The sequence below is a fragment of the uncultured Phocaeicola sp. genome, assembly GCF_948499155.1.
GTDB lineage: Bacteria > Bacteroidota > Bacteroidia > Bacteroidales > Bacteroidaceae > Phocaeicola > Phocaeicola faecalis.
This window is the reverse complement of sequence record NZ_CAOOSE010000006.1, coordinates 36033-56375: the sequence shown is the minus strand read 5'-3', so window position 1 is coordinate 56375 and position 20343 is coordinate 36033. Positions and strand designations below refer to the sequence as shown.

Annotated in this window: 17 protein-coding genes, 1 tRNA gene and 2 pseudogenes; 12 read left to right on the top strand and 8 right to left on the bottom strand. The window is 42.4% G+C overall.

The genetic code is table 11. The features are described 5' to 3' along the window. Nucleotides 1–61: 61 nt before the first annotated feature. Nucleotides 62–2968, bottom strand: coding sequence for a TonB-dependent receptor (locus QYT14_RS06545; protein ID WP_288324546.1), 2907 nt, complete (start codon nucleotides 2966–2968; stop codon nucleotides 62–64). A gap of 81 nt (nucleotides 2969–3049) precedes the next feature. Next, nucleotides 3050–3454 carry a hypothetical protein gene (locus QYT14_RS06540; protein WP_237040320.1) on the bottom strand — a complete coding sequence of 135 codons (405 nt, stop codon included), beginning with the start codon at nucleotides 3452–3454 and terminating at the stop codon, nucleotides 3050–3052. 99 nt (nucleotides 3455–3553) lie between these two features. On the opposite strand from QYT14_RS06540, the gene aroB reads away from it, so the two are divergent. Both aroB and QYT14_RS06530 read left to right on the top strand, forming a co-directional pair. Further along, complete coding sequence (gene aroB, locus QYT14_RS06535) at nucleotides 3554–4609, top strand: 3-dehydroquinate synthase (RefSeq protein WP_237040321.1); 1056 nt, start codon at nucleotides 3554–3556, stop codon at nucleotides 4607–4609. 134 nt (nucleotides 4610–4743) lie between these two features. Next, a tRNA-Pro gene (locus QYT14_RS06530) sits at nucleotides 4744–4818 on the top strand. A 201-nt stretch (nucleotides 4819–5019) separates the two neighbouring features. On the opposite strand, the pseudogene QYT14_RS06525 reads toward QYT14_RS06530, so the two are convergent. Further along, a pseudogene (locus tag QYT14_RS06525) lies at nucleotides 5020–5174 on the bottom strand (addiction module killer protein); the annotation flags it as partial. Between the two features lie 426 nt (nucleotides 5175–5600). Between QYT14_RS06525 and QYT14_RS06520 the strand changes: the two are divergent. Together QYT14_RS06520 and QYT14_RS06515 are read left to right on the top strand one after the other, a co-directional pair. After that, nucleotides 5601–5828, top strand: a complete 228-nt coding sequence (locus QYT14_RS06520) for a hypothetical protein (RefSeq protein ID WP_288324544.1) — start codon at nucleotides 5601–5603, stop codon at nucleotides 5826–5828. A gap of 674 nt (nucleotides 5829–6502) precedes the next feature. After that, nucleotides 6503–7990: an alpha-L-fucosidase gene (locus tag QYT14_RS06515; RefSeq protein WP_288324543.1), complete on the top strand. Its 1488-nt coding sequence runs from the start codon at nucleotides 6503–6505 to the stop codon at nucleotides 7988–7990. Here QYT14_RS06515 and QYT14_RS06510 read toward each other — a convergent pair. Further along, nucleotides 7977–10181, bottom strand: coding sequence for a cation:proton antiporter (locus tag QYT14_RS06510; RefSeq protein ID WP_288324542.1), 2205 nt, complete (start codon nucleotides 10179–10181; stop codon nucleotides 7977–7979). The two genes, QYT14_RS06515 and QYT14_RS06510, sit on opposite strands and share 14 nt — an antisense overlap. 99 nt (nucleotides 10182–10280) lie before the next feature. Here QYT14_RS06510 and QYT14_RS06505 point away from each other — a divergent pair. Continuing rightward, nucleotides 10281–10568, top strand: a pseudogene (locus tag QYT14_RS06505) (DNA polymerase IV); the annotation flags it as partial. A gap of 530 nt (nucleotides 10569–11098) precedes the next feature. Here QYT14_RS06505 and QYT14_RS06500 read toward each other — a convergent pair. The 4 genes from QYT14_RS06500 to QYT14_RS06485 form a co-directional block, all read right to left on the bottom strand. After that, nucleotides 11099–11926, bottom strand: a complete 828-nt coding sequence (locus QYT14_RS06500) for a hypothetical protein (protein ID WP_288324541.1) — start codon at nucleotides 11924–11926, stop codon at nucleotides 11099–11101. Beyond that, nucleotides 11886–12284, bottom strand: coding sequence for a hypothetical protein (locus tag QYT14_RS06495; RefSeq protein WP_288324540.1), 399 nt, complete (start codon nucleotides 12282–12284; stop codon nucleotides 11886–11888). Before QYT14_RS06495 ends, QYT14_RS06500 begins: the two co-directional genes overlap by 41 nt. Before the next feature lie 200 nt (nucleotides 12285–12484). Next, a complete protein-coding gene (locus QYT14_RS06490; protein ID WP_288324539.1) occupies nucleotides 12485–13015 on the bottom strand; it encodes a hypothetical protein in 531 nt (176 codons plus the stop codon). Between the two features lie 101 nt (nucleotides 13016–13116). Beyond that, a complete protein-coding gene (locus tag QYT14_RS06485) occupies nucleotides 13117–13929 on the bottom strand; it encodes a 6-bladed beta-propeller (RefSeq protein WP_288324538.1) in 813 nt (270 codons plus the stop codon). A 116-nt stretch (nucleotides 13930–14045) separates the two neighbouring features. Here QYT14_RS06485 and dinB point away from each other — a divergent pair, with 116 nt between their 5' ends. The 7 genes from dinB (at nucleotide 14046) to tsaE (ending at nucleotide 20274) form a co-directional block, all read left to right on the top strand. After that, complete coding sequence (gene dinB, locus QYT14_RS06480) at nucleotides 14046–15143, top strand: DNA polymerase IV (RefSeq protein ID WP_289307097.1); 1098 nt, start codon at nucleotides 14046–14048, stop codon at nucleotides 15141–15143. Nucleotides 15144–15265: 122 nt separating this feature from the next. After that, on the top strand, nucleotides 15266–16012 hold the full coding sequence (gene gpmA, locus QYT14_RS06475; protein ID WP_288324536.1) for a 2,3-diphosphoglycerate-dependent phosphoglycerate mutase: 747 nt from the start codon (nucleotides 15266–15268) through the stop codon (nucleotides 16010–16012). Nucleotides 16013–16036: 24 nt separating this feature from the next. Next, nucleotides 16037–17089 carry a class I fructose-bisphosphate aldolase gene (locus QYT14_RS06470; RefSeq protein WP_288324535.1) on the top strand — a complete coding sequence of 351 codons (1053 nt, stop codon included), beginning with the start codon at nucleotides 16037–16039 and terminating at the stop codon, nucleotides 17087–17089. Between the two features lie 203 nt (nucleotides 17090–17292). Beyond that, nucleotides 17293–18519 carry a 3-phosphoshikimate 1-carboxyvinyltransferase gene (locus QYT14_RS06465; RefSeq protein WP_288324612.1) on the top strand — a complete coding sequence of 409 codons (1227 nt, stop codon included), beginning with the start codon at nucleotides 17293–17295 and terminating at the stop codon, nucleotides 18517–18519. Between the two features lie 4 nt (nucleotides 18520–18523). Further along, nucleotides 18524–18943: a phospholipase gene (locus QYT14_RS06460; RefSeq protein WP_237040331.1), complete on the top strand. Its 420-nt coding sequence runs from the start codon at nucleotides 18524–18526 to the stop codon at nucleotides 18941–18943. A gap of 52 nt (nucleotides 18944–18995) precedes the next feature. After that, a complete protein-coding gene (locus tag QYT14_RS06455; protein WP_237040332.1) occupies nucleotides 18996–19820 on the top strand; it encodes a metal ABC transporter permease in 825 nt (274 codons plus the stop codon). A gap of 28 nt (nucleotides 19821–19848) precedes the next feature. Continuing rightward, nucleotides 19849–20274: a tRNA (adenosine(37)-N6)-threonylcarbamoyltransferase complex ATPase subunit type 1 TsaE gene (gene tsaE / locus QYT14_RS06450; protein ID WP_237040333.1), complete on the top strand. Its 426-nt coding sequence runs from the start codon at nucleotides 19849–19851 to the stop codon at nucleotides 20272–20274. Nucleotides 20275–20343: the final 69 nt, after the last annotated feature.

Genomic DNA, 20343 nt, shown 5'->3' with positions numbered 1-20343 from the left:
ATATAAAAAAAATCCCAACCTATAACAATATAGATTGGGAAAAGATTCTTCTATGCTTATTTTAGAATGGGCGTCCTCCATGTCCTCCGGGACCGGAGCCAAAGCCGCCCCCCCCGAAACCGCGCCTGTTATTCATCATTTTATCTCGTGCCCCTTTACTTCCGAAGATATTCAGACGATAAATAAAGTGAACCATACAATAACTGTTGATACTGTTGTATTCTGTAACCGAACGCATATCGGCAGACAGTGAACGGCTGACATTGCTCTGTTGCTTCAGGATATCATTCATCTCAAAGCTGATAGTTGCAGCTCCTTTAAGCAAGTTCTGTGCTATCTGGGCATTCCATATCAACTCATTATTATTATAGCTGGCATCGTTATATCCTCTTCTTGACTGATTAGTGATATTGGTAGACAAAGTCATTTGCCAGGGAAGAGTGATATTGGTACTTGCTCCATAAGAGAATGTATAAGGATTCTGATTATTTTCCGGACGTAATTTACTACGTTCCGCCGTATATTCGATAGAACCGTTCAAAGAGAATTCAAACCAGCTGTTACGATACGAACCGTTCAGATTTTCTGCCAGCGTCAGACCAGTAGTCGTGTTCTTATCATCCATCTTTGTATCCTTATTATAAAGATAGGCCACCTGATTCTGATAATTGGCGCGTGCAAAAGAATTGATGGTGAACTTCTTGTTTTTCAGTGCGGTATTGAAACCGAACATACCGAAAGCGTTCCAGTTGCCATTAATATTTTGCGGAGTGACAATAGTCCGTCCGGTTTCCATATCATACTGCGTACTGTTACTGATGCTGTTCTGAGTAGCGGTAAACATCAAGTGCGCCATCATTCCACGTTGCTTTTTAGCATTATATGTATTATAGAATGCACGCATGGTATGTGCAAACGAAGGCTTCAAACCAGGGTTACCGACACGGATGTTCAGCGGATTCGAGTTGTCGACAATCGGCAACAAGTTTTCCATGCTCGGCTGACTGCTACGTCCGCGATAAGTGATGCGCAACTGACTCACTTTAGAGAAACGATAGCGGAAATCCAGATTAGGAGCAAAATTAAAGACAGTGCGAGTGGTATCTACCATATACGCTCCTTTTTTATAAGAAAGCTTGGTATTCTGCGGTTGCAAAGACATTCCCACACTCATCTGATACTTCTCCCGAATGAAACGCAGTCCCAAAGAGACATCATGGTTAAAGTATTGATACTCGGCATCTTTACTTAAACTATCCACATACGCAGCTTCATATCCTTCGGGCAATCCGTCACCGATTTCCCAAGGGAAACCTTGTAAATCATAAGTAGACTTGTCGCTCGTACTGTTTTTGTATTGGAACTGATAGCTGAGTTGCAGGAAAGTAGCCCGTGCAATCGGCTCACTATACGTCAGCTGTGCCATATAGTTATAATTCTTAGTCGGCATCGTTATATACTGATTGCGGTATTGGATAGAGTCTCCTCCCAAGTAATTATGTATTTGATAATAACGAGTTTCTGACTGGGTATATTGATCATTGTCGTTATCGCCATAACCAAACGAACCCCGGAACGTAATGTTGCGCCCTTTATCGTTCAGCTTGCGGTTCACCTGCAAAGTGGCATTGGCAGACACGCTCTTGGTATCCGACAAGCCGCGCTCATTGGTCGCATTGACACGGATATCGCGCAACGGATCATTGCCATCCATATCATTAAAATTAAGATAGTCATTCGGATTGGCAATATAATTATAAGGATCGTCATTAAAAGTACCTGATTCTTTCATTGTAGCCCCATCGGTCTTGTTATAAGAGACGTTAGGACGAAAGATAATATTTGTCATTGAATCGGGTTTCCATTCCATACGGAAATCCGCATTAAAATCACTTACTTTGTTACGGTTGTTTGAATTCGTATTTGAATAAGAATTGCCGCTCTGCAAGAAACGTTGAGAATAACCGCTACTGATGATATCTGCATCACGATAATTATAGCGCACACTACCTCCCAATTCCAGTTTAGACGTTTCGGTAGCAAAGTTCGCACCCAGCATCTTTGTGGCATTCAGTCCGTTATTACGTCTCCAGCGAGGGCCGCCTCCCCCACCCGAAAATCCTTGGTCATTCACATTATTGGCAGAACCGATAATAGAGAATTGAGTTTTATCATAAAAACGGTTTATCATGGCACGTCCCATATAGCGGTCCTCAGTACCTCCCGCCAAATCGACATTTCCAAACCACCCCTGATTCATACCCTTCTTGACAGTCAAATCCAGCACCGTTTCCTCTTCACCGTCATCGATACCTGTAATACGGGCCAAATCAGATTTCTTATCATAAGTCTTCAGTTTATCAACCATATCGACAGGCAAGTTCTTCAATCCGGTCTTCACATCGCCGCCAAAGAACTCCTTACCGTCCACCATGATTTTCTTCACATCCTTACCATTGATTTTGATATTTCCATCTTCATCAACCTCGGCTCCGGGCAGTTTTTTCACCAGTTCTTCCAGCATAGCTCCTTCGGGAGTACGATAGGCGGATGCATTATATCCGATTGTATCTTCCGAAATAGTCACTTGAGGAGCTTCAGCCACCACAATCGCTTCACCCAGCATAATATCATCAGTGGGTAAAGTCACCGTACCTACATTGACAGAAGGCTTTCCGGCCGTCAATTGCAACGGCTTCTCCTGCGTCAGATAACCGACAAAGGAAATCTTCAAAACATATTTTCCGGGACGTGCCGCCACAGAAAAAACACCATTATTATTGGTAACATTTCCTACTGCCATTGTACTATCCGGCAGAGAAAGCAACTGTACGGTAGCCTGTGCTATCGGACTCTTGTCATCTCCATCAACTACAGTTCCGCTTACCGTGACTCGTTTGCCGCCCTGGGCCCAAGAGAGAGTTGTACCGGCACACACCAGTAACAACAAAAGTATCAATTTCTTCATCTTTCTATTTTTCCTAATGAGATTTAATGCCTAATGTCCTTTGGACACTTCCACCCTCAAAAGGTTTAACGGAAAAGAAGATTATTTTTTAAAAAGCTTGTCTACTTTACTCTTTTGAATGCCAAACTCTAGACAAAGTACATTGAAAGCCATATAAACAATAGCAATAGAATTATCGGCTTCTTCAAGGTTTCCATCATAGACTCCCCTGGCAAGCATAACAATATAATAAATGCCTAAAAGATAAATGGCATAACAAATGGCCTTAACACGGATTTTAGATGTTGCCTCATTCTCGTTTTTCACCTTTGCCAGAAATATCATGAAAAGAGAAAACCAAATAAACAACTTCACAGAGGCTTTGGTAAACAACAAGTTACTATCGTTTATCATTCCAAACATAAACATCATCAACGGCAAGAACACACACAGGATTAAAAGAGTATATCCCATGGTTCTGCAATAAGTGGGTAGAATTCCTTTCATTATTTTAGTATTTAACGTACAAAAGTAATTATTTGCAAGCAAACTACGCCCATCTTTTTGCTTTTTTACCTAAATTTGCAGGCAAATATATAAAAAGCTATGAGTAAACAAAAGGTTATTATCTGCCATAATCTAAACGAGAATTTAGCGGATGCCATCGGCCAATGCACGTATGACAAATTATTCATTCTGGTTGACGAGCATACCCGCGAACTCTGCATACCGGTCATTAAAGAAGCCGGCTTTACTGCGGATGCGGAACTGATTAGCATCGGTGCCGAGGATATACATAAGAATCTTGATACCTTGGCCTATGTATGGAAACAATTAGGCGACCGAGGAGCTACGCGCCATTCACTGCTCATCAACTTAGGTGGAGGAATGGTGACAGATTTGGGCGGTTTTGCAGCCTCAACATTCAAGCGAGGCATTGAATATATCAATGTCCCCACCACTTTACTTGCCATGGTAGATGCTTCTGTAGGAGGAAAAACCGGCATCAACTTCAATGGATTGAAAAATGAAATCGGTGTCTTCTCTCCGGCTGAAGCAGTGCTGATAGACAGTGAATTCTTAAAATCACTGGATATGCACAATCTGCTTTCCGGCTACGCGGAAATGTTGAAACACGGGCTTATCAGCACACCTGAACATTGGGCTGAGTTATTAAACTTCGACTTCAACAAGACAGACTATAAGGCATTGCAAGAGCTGGTTGCCAAATCCGTTCAAATCAAAGAGAAGATTGTCGAATGTGACCCATATGAAACCGGAATACGCAAGGCTTTGAATTTGGGACATACGGTGGGGCATGCTTTTGAAAGTTTTGCTTTGGAGACCAATCATCCGGTGCTACACGGCTATGCTGTTGCCTGGGGACTGGTCTGCGAACTATATTTCTCTCATATAAAGATTGGCTTTCCCACAGACAAACTGCGCCAAACTCTCCAATTTATCAAGAATCATTATGGTAAACTGGATTTCGACTGCAAACATTATGACCGTCTTTACGAGTTCATGACACATGACAAGAAGAATATCGCCGACAGAATCAACTTTACTTTATTGGCTGATGTGGGCGACATTCAAATCAACCAGTCGGCAACTAAAGAAGAAATTATGGATATGCTCGATTTCTATCGTGAATCCATGTAATCAAGTATAATTTAGAGCCAAACAATAACTAACTGATACATAGGCTTCAATAAAACAAAATGCATTTTATTCTAAAAAAAGAAGCTGAAAGATTTGCTATTTTAAAATAAAGCTGTACCTTTGCATCCGCAATTCGGGGTGTAGCTCAGCCCGGTTAGAGTACGCGTCTGGGGGGCGTGTGGTCGCTAGTTCGAATCTAGTCACCCCGACAAGCTGAGCAAAAGGAGTTAAGTCATTGACCTAACTCCTTTTCATTTATAGCGATTACCTTTTGATTACACTTTGGGTCAATCACTTTTCGGATAACTTATGCCCTACCCATGTTTTAGATGCTCCATTAGAAACCTTATTCTTGTTTTTATAATATCATACCAATAGCTGTTTTTAAAACAAAGCAGTTATTTTCTTTAATAACCATTGACTGTTTGAGGTTGGAAACGATGCTTCTTGTCATCGGTTTTCCTTTTTCATAAAGTCTTGCCAAATGTTCCTTTTCAAATTCTACGTTCATATAACCGTTCTTTGATGACACAAAAATAATCCATATTTGTACGATTCGCGATATTAGTGAATCCTTTTCATCAATAGCCTGATATATCAATTCTTTTATTTCCTTATAACATAGCACAAACAAAGGGAAGAGTAAGCCGTTGCATACTGTCAGCCAAGGACTTTTAAACGGAAGATTATTACAGTCTCCGCCGGCGGACTGTACAGTCCACTGCAATGGACTGTACGGTCTACTGTAGCGGACTATACAGTCCACTGCCGAAGACTGTAGTAATCTGACGGACAGAAAGGCATAATCGAAAGGATGAAAACGCTTACTCCGACTAATGGAACGACTTAGGGAGTTCCAAACACCATGTATTCCAGCTTCGGACAAACTTTACCCCAAAAAACAGAAAGCTTTTGTGCTAAAAAAAAAGACAATATATCCTTAAATATTCATATCTTTATTTCATTCTCTCTTAACCTAAAAAACAGCAATATGACTAACTGGAAAGGAATCAGAACACTGATGAGAAAGTATGGCATCTCCCAAAAAGAAATGCTTCGTATACTCGAAACACACGAAGTGGTTTATTCCGACGCTGCGGGTGTAATTCTTGTGGATGAAGACAGCCTGATGGCCTATATTGATGCGCTCAAGCAACTGACTCAGAAGGACTCGCTGGTAAATGTTCTGCAAAAAGCGCTTCGCTCTAAGAAAAAATAGAAAACAGGCAACACGACAAGAGGCCTTACACAAAAACTGAGCGAACAGGTTATAGCCATCAACGAGATTGTCAGTCATGCACTGAGCATGTTGCTCGGAGAAAACGAACGTAAAGTATTCCTTGCGTTTGCCAACCAAACCGATATATATACTATTGCCCGGCTAATGTCAGTGGATGAAAGAGTTGTCTTTGTAATGTTGGAAGTGACCATTACAAAACTTAGCCAACAGTCCCACTATTGAATTCACAAGTTAGCCACGAAATACGAAGATACCTGTTATTACAACCAAATATTGATGGCCCAAGTCGAAAACAATGAAAAAATGATTGACCTGTTAGAACAGAACATAGAGTTATGTCAAAAACAATTAATGTTTAAAGAAGAGCACATAAGTTATCTTCAAAGCGCATTTGAAGAATTGAAGGAGATATATAAAAACCCGGAACACAAAAGCACTCCTTCCGACAAGGTAGTCGAGTGCGTTGACTGACAGACTCTTGGCAATGAAATCTCGTGTGATACATTCCTTTCATCCGGCAAAAGACGGATAGAAAAACTGTTCGGCGGGTAAAGAATATTAAAAGAAGGTCTGAATTTACTTGTTATATATTAGCCTATTCAGCAGAAAAGATATACTTTTGAAAACTGAAACAAAATAGAATACCCAATTATATGAAAACACACAAATCCATTCTTTTTCTTGCACTACTATTCGCGATAGTGTGTACACACGCTCAGGAAATCACCCCTTCGGATACTCCGAATGAGACTCAAAAAGCCATGCTGAAACGTGGATACGGAATGTTTATACATTTTGGAGTGAATACATTCTCAGGAGATGAATGGTCGGATGGCACTGTCCCCGTCAGTGCATACAACCCGACCCGACTGGACTGCGACCAATGGGTGAGGGTGGCCAAAGATGCCGGCTTCCGCTATGTCCTGCTCATCACTAAGCATCACGATGGCTTCTGCCTGTGGGACAGTAAATATACCGACTACGATGTGGCTTCCTCGCCCGTTAAGACAGATGTGGTGGGCGAAGTGTCCAAGGCCTGCAAAAAGTACGGTCTGCAGTTTGCCATCTATTATTCATTGTGGGATCGCCACGAACCCCTGTACAAAGGAAAAGACTTCGGCAAGTACATTGACTATATGCAAAACCAACTAACCGAGCTGCTGACCAACTATGGACCGGTGCAGGAAATATGGTTTGACGGAGGATGGGACAAGAAGCCGGAAGAGTGGCAATTGCCCCGCATTTATTCACACATCAAGAAACTGCAACCCACATGCGCCGTAGGAGTCAATCATACCATTGTCCTGAAAGAGGGAGAACGTAAGTTTGCACTCCCCGACTCTATGACGGTGGATAACAAATACACCTTCCAATACTTTCCAAGCGATTTCCGTTTGTGGGACCCTAAAATTGCCCACAAAGCCGACAAGAAGCAGTATCTACATCAAGGAAAATCTTATTATCTGCCTTTTGAGCACACCCTTTGTCTGAGCAAGGCATGGAACTGGTTCCAGAAATCGTCCGTCATGCCTGTCCGCGATTTGGATGAACTGGAAGAGCTGTTCTATTGGTGTACCGACAATGATAATACATTGGTGGTAAACATTCCGCCCGACCAAACCGGACGCATACGCGAACATGAAGCCAGCACTATCATCGAACTGAACAAACGGCTGGGAATAAAAAAAGGGAAAACTTTGCCGCGCAACGGAAAATTCATTTCATTGAACAGTACAGTGACTGCCTCTTCCACCTACGGCAATGACGAGGACAAATATGGTGCACAGTTTGCCACAGACGGAGGTATGCAAACCCGATGGGCGGCTGCCGACACAGTGGCGACGTTGACCCTGACGCTGGACGAGAAAGAACCTTTCAATAAAATCAGTATCTTCGAATATTGCGATGTCAAAAACGGAACGGACGGCTTCTCCAACTACAGGATTAACCGCATCAAGGACTATCAAATAGAAATATGGAAGGATGGGGATTGGGAAACGATTTACCGTTCGGACGTTCCCATGGGCGACTGTAAGGTCATTCATTTTCCTTACTGTTACCGCACTTCACAAATACGCCTGAACGTACTGAAAGCATCTGCACCACCTTCCATTTACGAATTCAATGTCATTTGTAAATGACGAATGAATGTATGGTATCTTTAATCACCAGCAAAGAAGGAAGTGACTTAAAGATTTCTTCATCTGCCGCAATGCCGACACAAGCATTATAGCTCAGAATCAGTAAACCGTAAGAATCCGGCAAACGTAAATCTGCTATTTCTACCAAAGGACGCAGATGTACGTTGCCGGAATATTGTTTGCCCAAGTTCCAAACACGTGCCATGTACTCCTCGTCTCCCCCTTTAAAATAATAGAGATGAAGTACATGGTTTCCCTCCTCCAACAACGGCTTCAGGTAGCCGAAAAGGAACTCGTCTTCCGCACCATTGACAAGAACCGCAATTTCCTCTCCCTCCCTAAACTCGCGGTTGACAAAAACAGCCACAGGACAGGAAACTTCTTCCAACACATCATTCACTTTCTTACGGAAGAGCCCGAAGAAAGAGGTCATAGACTTTTCACCATCTGTCATAAACCGTGGTCCGGCACCCAACAACAGAATATCGGGTGCTTCATCTTCCACCATTGAAATCATATCGGGAACCAAATTATCAGTTACACGATAACGTTTTTCTATCTGTAGATGCAGTTGGCCGGCACGTTTCTCTATCGGTTCAAAACTTTCTTCCGAAAACTGTTCCGCGCTAGTCTGATTCAAATCCGTCCCCAGCGTATAGTGAGTGGCAATAATCTGATGTTGAGAGAGTTGATTACCAAAAAGCAGTCGATAGACAGACAATAACTTACCTCCGGACTCCGGACGTCCGAAAAAGAGAAGAAGCTTACGCTGCAACGCCGATTTCTGTCGATGAACAGTGAAACTCCATTCGACAAAGTTTAATAACGGCGTAGTCATAAAAGTCGTGACAAGTGCCATGATAACCAATATCACAAATATGGAAGGAGGCAGCACTCCCAGCTCATAACCGATATTCAAAGCAACCAGTTCCATCAGTCCGCGAGTGTTCATCAAAGTGCCAATGGTGAAACTGTCCTTCCACGACTCGCCGACCAAGCGGGAAGCCACCGCACATCCTCCAAACTTTCCCACCACTGCCACTGTCACCAGCAACAGGCATACTCCCCACAATTCGGGCGTATTTATCAAACCAATCTGAGTGCGGAGCCCTGTAAACGCAAAGAACAATGGCAGGAAAAATACCAATGCTATATCTTCTACCTTCTCCATCATAACCTTTCTGAAACCGAAGTTGGAAGGCATCACAACGCCTGCCATAAAAGCACCGAACAGTGCATGAATACCCAAAACCTCGGTTATAGCAGCTGAAACAATAAGCACCAAGAAGATAAAGCTGACAAACGTCTTGTTTATCACTTCTTTATTGGAATACATGGCACCGATTTTCTTCAGAAACGGACACACAAGCCCAAACATGACACCGATATACACAAAAGTAAGCAAGACCGTATAAGCAGCTCCACCTAACGTTCCGGCTTTAGTTATGGCAATCACCACTGCCAACAGGCACCAAGCCGTCACATCATCATTGGCCGCTGAAGCTATGGTAAGAATCCCTACCGGTTCACGAGTCATATTTCGCTCCTGAATGATGCGGGCAAGCACCGGAAATGCCGTAATACTCATAGATATACCTATAAACAAGGCAAAAGGAATAAATGCTGTATGCTGTGCAGCATACGACTCGTATATCCAGTAGGATGCGATGATTCCCCCCCAAAAAGGTACCAGAATACCTGCATGACTGATGACCAGTGTCTCGTTTATCTTGTTTTTCAATACACTGAAGTCCACTTCCATGCCAATAACAAACATAAAGAGCACCAATCCCAGTTGACTTATCAGTTCTAAATTGGTCAATGATTCGGGACGAAACAGGAAGCCGAACAACTCCGGATACAGAGTTCCTAAGACAGAAGGTCCCAAAACAATCCCCGCCACTATCTCTCCTATCACTCCCGGTTGCCCGATAGCACGAAACAATGAAGCAAACAACCTCACCGCCAATAAAACGACAATAATTTGAACCAACAGGGTAGAAAGCGGATGTTGGATATTATCCGCCAATACAACAACAAACATATCAAAAGCATCTCCCGCCTGCCCCGCCACCCGGGATGACGATAGATGTTCAAACCGTTCGCCCCCGACAATAGCCATATAAATGAGCCCTCCGAAAAGAAGAAGCATCATTAAATAAATAAAGTAGTTCTTCCGTGCCCTTCCCATAAATTCAGATATATAAATGTTATAAGTAAATAAACATAGAAAGCTGTTAATGAGTTCACCGAATCCGCCTCTTTTTCTACCTTTGCCATGCAAAAACCGAATATGTCCGAACGCAAGACCGACATTCCTTTGGCGGTCGACATTGCCAAGGAAATAAAGAAGCGAATACGCGAAGAATTGGGACTGATAGCTTCGGCAGGTGTTTCATACAATAAATTCCTGGCTAAAGTGGCCTCTGACTATCGCAAACCCGACGGACTGTGCACCGTCCACCCCGACCAGGCATTGGAATTCATCTCCCGGCTATCCATCGAATCTTTTTGGGGAGTAGGCCCTGTCACCGCCCAAAGGATGCATTCCCTCGGCATACATAGCGGCAAGGAACTGTTGAGATGGCCTCTTCTATTTATGAAAAATACAATGTGTACTTTATCGGATGCTTACAAATCTCTTATTCAAAGAGGCACTGTGTGAAAGTAACCTTCCCCGTCTTCTTCACTTCAAAACGCCGATGAACAAAGGATTTCAATGGGTGTGACGTGTGAAAGCAACTTTTATCAACTTTCTTTTGAGTGCAACTCAATGATTGGAAAAAAGACATCCTTTCCCGTTTAGCCCGGAGAACCTAATTCCTAACAAAGGACAGAATTTTTACAAGAGAACAAGCAGAGTTTACACTAAGCTCACTCTATTGAAATTGAACTCTTTTTCTTTACTATGTGCGGTTACTGTGACAACACCAAAGAACAGCAAAACAATGAGGGCGAATAGCATTCTCTTTATGCCGTTATGTTTTGTGAATGATATTATTTATTAAAAGCCATTTTATTGTCATCCAGTTCTTTGTAAAATCTTACCTATGTTGATATCAGGCTTGTGGCTATTGTCCTTCTTGTCACAATAAGTATACTTAAGCATTAAAACAATTGTTTTCCATTGGTTTGAAGACTGAATAATTGTTCTTCTTGTCCACGAGTTAAATCACGTAACCAAAGTAATGCTCCTGATGGAATATTATTGTAAATTAAACTGTCTGTTGTTGCTATTTGTTTACCTAAGGATATCCAACCCTTTGTCCCATTCTGATAAAAGAGTTCATATTCATCTCCCTTTTTAATAAAATTATCATCGTTTCGTGGGACAAATAAAATCTTTCCTATTTGACTTTTTCTTGTAAAAGAAAGAACGATTTCTTCTTTTGTTATTTCTTGTGATTCGTAATAAGATAAAATATCTCCATCCAAAATACATTTTTCCGTATGTTTGGCATCTTTAGCTATAGGTGCTTTACAAATATATGTATCCAACTTTTTATTATTTGTATCGAAAAAGGCTATTTCACCTATTTCAATATAGAATTTTCCAGGAGGAATAAGCCGAATATATTTAACAGGAAAGGAAGGTATCGAATCAAAACATATTTGATTAGTTGTGATTGTATCTTCTATATGGCCTAATAAGCATGGATTTTGGAAATTCATAGATTGGTCTCCTTCGATTATTAGTCCTGTCATACATTCTAAATATTCTTTAAAATGTGCATGAACCGGATATTTACGGGTTAATATTGCTTTTTGTCTTTTTAATGTATCAGGCTTATATAAGTTTACGGTTCCGGTCCGAGTGATGGAGAAAGCATATCCTGTTGGACATAAGATTTCATTTTTATGGTACATCGGCAGAAAACGAACTTCCGGTTCTAAATTATGGAAAATAGATTTTGCGCCATGATTCCAATGGTTCATCACCAATGCGATAGGGAAGTATATACTTGCAGAAATCATCGAATGAATAATGCTTTGCCCATGGACGTTGTTCCCACACACTGAAAGCTAAGTCAATATTTTCAATCAGGTATTCCGCTGTAATCACTTGTGAGTCATATATTTTCAGCGATTTTCGATAGGAGAAATTATACCATAGGTCGTTTACCGAGTCCGTCCATGTTCCTTCTCCATACTGGGCAGATAACCATTTGAGTTGTTTTAAGGAGTCGATATATAAATCGCTATAAGAATAACATTTGCTCATACGCTCTATCAAGTAACAGGCCGCTTTATATCTTAATTTGTCCTTTTGATAATGTTTTAAAACTTCTTCCAATTCTATCCTGTATTTCCTGCTTGTCTCAAAGTTTGCTCTAATGGACCGGGAGGATTGCAAGCTGTCATAAAAATACATAATATGTATATACAAGCATATCCCATGACAGCCGGAAGCAGTTTTTGTTTTATCATCGTATTTAGAATTTGAGGGCTAAGCATAATCTTAAAACCACAAAGAGAAAGATTGCTCTCCTCTTTTTATAGATTCCTGAAATATTTTGTTTCTATTATATGAAAATACAAATCTGAATAATTAGGCATTTCTTTTATGGGTATAAATAAATCATCCATACATAATCTTTCATTCATAACAAAAATAAAAGGAATATTTTCTTCTTTTAATATTGTACTAAAAGCTGAATCTTTAGATAAATAAATAGGAATATCAGATTGTAAACTATTAGATATAGCTTGATATTCCCTATAACTGGCATCACTAATAATAATTAACAATCGTTCTTTAATATTAGGCTTGCTTAAGGCAAGTTCTTCTAAACAGGACATAGCAAATTCAATACATGAATAACAATTTTGGGGAGAAAACTTTAAAGCAAGTTTCCTCTTATCAGCTATTATTGAAGAGAGAGTTATTTCGTTTTTTAATTTATCAATTAATATAATATCAGGTAATTGACATTCTGAATAAGTGTAATGCATTTGTATATTACCTAATAAAAGTGATAGAATCTGTTTTCTATCACTTGCTGTTGTAGCTGCTAATTCTTTCATTCTTCTCTGTTGAATAGCCCAATTCAGACAAATTACATTCAACGTTATCATCGCTATACCAATGAAGATTATGGAATACTTTTTCTTCATGAGTTAAATGTTCAATTTATTTTTTTAGTCTCAGCCATTACAATAATAGGATTGTCATCTTCTTCAATATCAGCTAAAAAAGTTACAACTTTACTATTCGTCGGTTCTGATGCAGCCAGCTGATATGACTCTATGACGCCATATATTTTGCTTTGATAAGCCGCGTAGGGCGCAAAGGGAACAACACCATCTATATCGTTTTCTATAGGAAATTGTTTTTGGGCTTTCCCATAAATACATTTGGCATCGTCTACAGAGTAAACTATCTGATATACATCCATCGTACTGTAATTGATAGCGTTCAGAAAAAGGAAGTTATTACAACTTATCAACGATGTAATAACAGGATATTGGGGCGAATCAGAAGCTCCCGGCATAATTCTTTCTGCGGTTAATTGCTCTTCTTCCAACTTGCGGACATAGGACTTTTGGTTTGCTGTCTCCTCGTCACCGAAATTCAGTACAAATGTTCTCTTAATTCTTTCTTGCCCGATTTCGTAAATAGAATTGGTCAATATGTCAAAAAGGAAGGCATACTGAGGAGTGTGTGAAGACAAAGCTGAAAAAGGCGAATTTACTTCTTGTACAGAAATTGATTGTGGAGTATATAAAAAAGGATGTGTTTCTGCACTGTTTAAATCCAACAATATAAGATTAGGGCGTGTCTTATTCTTTTCATACGCCTCATTTGCTGAATAATCGCAGTAACAGGCTAAACTTCCATCTTCCAAATATTCTATTTCGTGTGCTATGAAATCTGTTTTTATGTCATTGGCTAAGTTTCCTTTTAAATCGTAGATTAAGATTCGTTTTCCTGAAAACATACACGCAATTTATTTTTTTTAATTATAAAAGCTATTCCGGGATGATGAATGATATTTCAGCATAAGTTCACCGAATCCGCCTCTTTTTTTCTACCTTTGCCATGCAAAAACTGAATATGTCCGAACGCAAGATTATACATATCGACATGGATGCCTTTTATGCTTCCGTCGAACAGAGAGACAACCCGGAGCTACGGGGGAAGCCGTTGGCTGTGGGGCATGCAGAAGAACGTGGCGTAGTGGCCGCCGCCAGTTACGAGGCACGCCGCTATGGAGTACGCTCGGCCATGTCGTCCCAAAAAGCAAAACGGCTGTGTCCGCAATTGATATTCGTACACGGCAGAATGGATGTATATAAAGATGTATCGCGCCGGATACACGAAATCTTCCACACCTATACTGATATCATCGAACCTCTTTCGCTGGATGAAGCCTTTCTGGATGTGACGGAAAACAAGACCGACATTCCTTTGGCGGTCGACATTGCCAAGGAAATAAAGAAGCGAATACGCGAAGAATTGGGACTGATAGCTTCGGCAGGTGTTTCATACAATAAATTCCTGGCTAAAGTGGCCTCTGACTATCGCAAACCCGACGGACTGTGCACCGTCCACCCCGACCAGGCATTGGAATTCATCTCCCGGCTATCCATCGAATCTTTTTGGGGAGTAGGCCCTGTCACCGCCCAAAGGATGCATTCCCTCGGCATACATAGCGGCAAGGAACTGCAGACCTGCACCCTTGAAATGCTGACACGCCAATTCGGTAAAGCCGGCCAACTTTATTATGACTTTGCACGAGGTATAGACCTGCGCCCCGTAGAAGCAGTACGCATCCGAAAATCCGTAGGGTGTGAACATACATTGGAAAAAGACATTTCCATCCCTTCGTCTGCCATCATTGAACTTTACCATGTGACCACCGAACTGGTGGAACGTCTCAAGCGAAACGGTTTTGCCGGCAATACACTGACGCTGAAAATCAAATTCCACGACTTCAGCCAAATCACGCGCAGCATCACCCAACCGCATGAACTGCATACCCTCGACAAGATACTCCCGCTAGCCAAACAACTGCTGAAAGAGGTAGACTACTCCAACCATCCCATCCGCCTCATCGGTCTGTCTATATCCAATCCCAAGGAAGAGAGAGAAGGGACGGCAGAGAAGGAAAGATGGGAACAGCTCTCCTTTGAATTTAGTGACTGGGAGTAAACAAATCGTTCTCCGCCATTGTTAAATTCATAATCAGTAGGTATTGATTATGAAAATAATGGCAAGTAACTTTGCCGATATCAGCCATACGATTTTAAGGTAACAAGAAAGGAGAACCAAATATGAAAAGAATAGTATTACTCCGACACGGAGAAAGTACATGGAATAAAGAAAACCGATTCACCGGCTGGACGGATGTGGACTTGACGGAGAAAGGAATAGCCGACGCCCACAAAGCCGGCGAACTGATGAAGGAAAAGGGTTTCCACTTTGACAAAGCGTATACGTCTTTCCTGAAAAGGGCTGTCAAGACACTCAACTGTGTGCTCGACAAAATGGACCTGGATTGGATTCCCGTAGAAAAGAGCTGGCGCCTGAACGAAAAGCATTATGGCTCTCTGCAGGGTTTGAATAAGAGTGAGACAGCTTCTAAATACGGAGAAGAACAAGTCCTGATATGGCGCCGCAGTTTTGACGTGGCACCGCATGCATTGGAAGAAAGCGATTCGCGCAATCCTATCCACGAGACCCGCTACAAGGAAGTTCCCGAATGCGACTTACCCCGCACCGAGTCTTTGAAAGAAACCATCGAACGCATTCTGCCTTATTGGAAATGCATTATCTTCCCCGCTCTGGCAACAGAAGACGAACTGTTGGTGGTGGCTCACGGCAACAGCTTGAGAGGTATCATTAAATATCTGAAAAACATTCCCGATGAAGAGATTGTACACCTCAACCTTCCGACTGCCGTTCCTTATGTCTTTGAATTTGATGATAAATTGAATCTGAAGAATGACTATTTTCTCGGAAATCCGGAAGAGATAAAGAAGCTAATGGAAGCAGTGGCCAATCAGGGAAAAAAGAAATAACTAAACTTTAACAACAATTACTTTATGAATAAAATAATAGATTTACTTGGCAACCAGGCCGAATACTACCTGGGCCATACTTGTAAAACAATAGATAAGTCACTCATCCATGTTCCTTCGGCCGATACCATCGACAAGGTGTGGATTAATTCGGACAGGAATATCCGTACGCTGAACAGCCTGCAAACTTTATTGGGACACGGACGACTGGCCAACACCGGATATGTTTCCATCCTCCCTGTAGACCAGGGTATCGAACATTCTGCTGGAGCTTCATTCGCTCCGAATCCTCTTTATTTCGATCCTGAGAATATCGTCAAGCTGGCTATTGAAGGCGGATGCAACGGAGTTGCCTCTACTTTCGGAGTCTTGGGCGCGGTAGCCCGCAAATACGCCCATAAGATTCCGTTTATCGTCAAACTGAACCACAATGAACTGCTGACCTATCCCACGTCCTACGACCAAGTGATGTTCGGTACGGTGAAAGAGGCATGGAATATGGGAGCGGTAGCTGTCGGCGCCACTATTTATTTCGGGTCTGAACAAAGCCGCCGCCAGTTGGTCGAAATAGCCGAAGCATTCGAATATGCACACGAACTGGGTATGGCCACCATTTTGTGGTGTTATCTGCGCAATAATGACTTTAAGAAAGACGGTGTGGACTATCATGCGGCAGCCGACCTCACAGGGCAAGCCAACCACTTGGGAGTCACCATCAAAGCGGACATTGTCAAGCAGAAACTTCCGGTCAACAATGGCGGATTCACAGCTATCAAGTTCGGCAAGACCAGCGATAAAGTTTATACAGAACTGACTTCCGAACATCCCATCGACCTCTGCCGTTATCAGGTGGCCAACGGATATATGGGACGTGTAGGGCTGATTAACTCCGGTGGAGAATCACATGGAAGTTCCGACTTGAAAGATGCGGTCATCACGGCCATTGTGAACAAACGTGCCGGAGGCATGGGACTTATCAGCGGCCGCAAAGCGTTCCAGAAACCAATGAATGAAGGAGTAGGACTGCTTCACACCATTCAGGACGTTTACCTAGATTCCGGCATTACTATAGCTTAACTTTACTATAAATTATCAGCATGGGAGCTTTGTGAAAAGCATTATACTGACGGGCGGAATCTTTCCGCCCGATTTTTTGCTCCATCCCGCTTCCGGTTCCCCTTCTCCTTAAAAGAACATTCTTTTTATCCTCCAACGTATCAAGTATTAAGATAATATTCCTAACTTTGCACTCCGATACACATTATTATATATAAGGTATGATGCAAATAAAAGTAACGGCACCCGCTAAGATACATACAACTATCCAATTGCCCTCTTCCAAGAGTATCAGCAACCGTGCACTTATCATCAATGCGTTAGGCCACGGAACACACCAACCCGAAAACTTGTCGGACTGCGATGACACCCGGGTAATGGTACGCGCCTTGAACGATGACAAAGAAACCATTGACATTATGGCTGCCGGAACAGCCATGCGCTTTCTCACCGCCTATCTGTCGGTAACCCCCGGAACACGAATCATCACCGGAACACAACGTATGCAACAACGTCCGATACAAGTGCTGGTCAACGCTTTACGTGAACTGGGTGCAGATATAGAATATGTAGCCAACGACGGCTTCCCCCCATTACGCATCACAGGGCGGAAATTCGAAAAAGACACTATCAGTCTGCCCGGCAACGTAAGCTCCCAATATATTTCCGCTTTATTAATGATAGCCCCCGTTTTGACAAACGGACTAACCATCCGGTTGACAGGCGATATCATCTCACGCCCCTACATCAACTTGACTTTGCAACTGATGAACGATTTCGGTGTCTGTGCGGAATGGACAGACGGCCATCAGCTCAAAGTAGAGCCGCAAGTCTACCATTCTATCCCTTTCTATGTAGAAAGTGACTGGAGTGCCGCATCTTACTGGTATCAGATAGTAGCCTTGTCGAAAGAAGCGGAAGTCACACTGCCCGGACTTTTCAAGGAAAGCTATCAGGGCGACAGCCAAGTAGCCGGAATATTCCGCTCACTGGGAGTAGAAACCATATACGAAGACCAAACCGTCACTCTGAAAAAAAGTGGAAACGCCATAGAAAGACTGGATTATGACTTCATCAACCAGCCTGACCTGGCACAAACATTTGTTGTGACTTGTGCGTTACTAAATATCCCTTTCCGCTTCTCCGGCCTGCAAAGTTTGAAAATCAAAGAGACAGACCGTATGGCTGCACTGATAACGGAAATGAGGAAACTGGGGTATATACTCCGTGAAACTGACGGGGCTGTTCTTTCATGGGAAGGAGAACGATGCAGTGCTGAAGAGCATCCTGCCATCGATACGTATGAAGATCATCGCATGGCAATGGCATTTGCCCCTGCCTGCCTGACATTGCCCGAAATATTGATTAACAATCCGCAAGTAGTCTCCAAGTCTTACCCCCATTATTGGGAAGATTTGAGACAGGCAGGTTTCATAATAAAGGAGGTATAAAAATATGTGGATACTAATTATCGGATTAATCGTTCTGACCGCCATTGCCATGGCAGTGGGCTATGCACGTAACAAAAAGATTCAAAAAAAGATAGAAAGCGGTGAACTGCAGGCTGCTCCCGAAATAGTAGAAGCAGATGCCGAATGTTGCGGACAACATGAAGTGTGCGAAAAAGAAAGTCTACTGGCCGCCGTAAGCAAAAAGATAGAATATTATGACGATGAAGAATTGGACCGCTTCCGCGGACATTCTTCGGACGGATACAGCGAAGAAGAAATTGAAGAATTTCGTGAAGTGATGTATACCTGCAAGGAAGACGAGGTGGCCGGATGGAGCCGCAGTTTGCAGCTTCGGGGTATCGAATTGCCAGACGAATTGAAAGACGAACTGTTCCTGATAGTAGGAGAACGGAGATTCAAATAGTCCCCGCCCTCCGGAGGTGCCTCCGGCAGAAAGAGTTAATAAACAAAGCCAAATGGATATATTAGAACTTTTACATTATACTTTCTTCCAGCATGCCCTGTTGGGAAGTTTATTTGCCAGCATCGCCTGCGGCATCATCGGTACGTACATTGTGACACGCCGTCTGGTGTTTATCAGCGGTGGCATCACTCATGCCTCTTTCGGCGGTATCGGGCTAGGGCTGTATGCCGGTATCTCCCCCCTTCTGTCGGCTGCCGTATTTTCTGTTTTGTCTGCTTTCGGAGTAGAGTGGCTGAGCAAGCGAAAAGATATGCGCGAAGACTCCGCCATTGCCGTCTTCTGGACATTCGGCATGGCAGTAGGTATCATATTCAGTTTCCTGGCACCGGGCTTCACCCCCGACCTTTCGGCTTTTCTTTTTGGCAATATCCTTACCATCACACCAACGGATATCTGGATGCTGGCTACCCTTTCGGTCTTATTGATTCTATTTTTCACCCTCTTTTTAAATCCCATTATCTATATAGCTTTCGACCGCGAGTTTGCCCGTTCGCAACGCATCCCCGTCGCCATTTTTGAGTATCTGCTGATGATGTTCATTGCACTTACCATCGTCTCATGCCTGCGCATGGTGGGGATTGTCCTTGCCATCTCACTGCTGACATTGCCACAAATGACCGCCAACCTGTTCACTCACAGTTTCAAGCGCATCATTTGGCTTTCCATCGTTATCGGATACGTCGGCTGTCTGGGAGGACTGTTCATTTCTTATAAACTACAAGTTCCTTCAGGAGCCGCCATCATATTTTTCTCTATTCTGGTGTATGCACTTTGCAAAGTGGGGAAAAGCATTTATCTTTGCAGACATACCCGATAAATAATAAGAAGTTAAAACAAACAATTATATGGAAATCAAAATCAATTCTTTAGACTCTATCCACGAAGCTGCCCGACAGTTTATCGCAGCCATGGGAGACAACACCGTTTTCGCTTTCTATGGAAAGATGGGTGCCGGTAAAACGACGTTCATCAAAGCAGTATGTGAAGAACTGGGAGTAACAGATGTCATCAACTCGCCTACATTTGCCATCGTCAACGAATATCGTTCGGAAGAGGCAGGCGAACTGATTTACCATTTTGACTTTTACCGCATCAAGAAACTGGAAGAAGTATATGATATGGGATATGAAGATTACTTTTACAGCGGTGCGCTTTGCTTTATCGAATGGCCGGAATTGATAGAAGACGTTTTGCCGGGTGATGCCGTGAAAGTTTATATCGACGAACAGGAAGACGGAAGCCGCAAAATCCATTTTGAAACAGCCGAATAAAAAAGCTCCTTCGGGAAGCAGATAAAGCTAAAGATAATTATCATCTCGTCGTTCCAAATATCTGCAAAG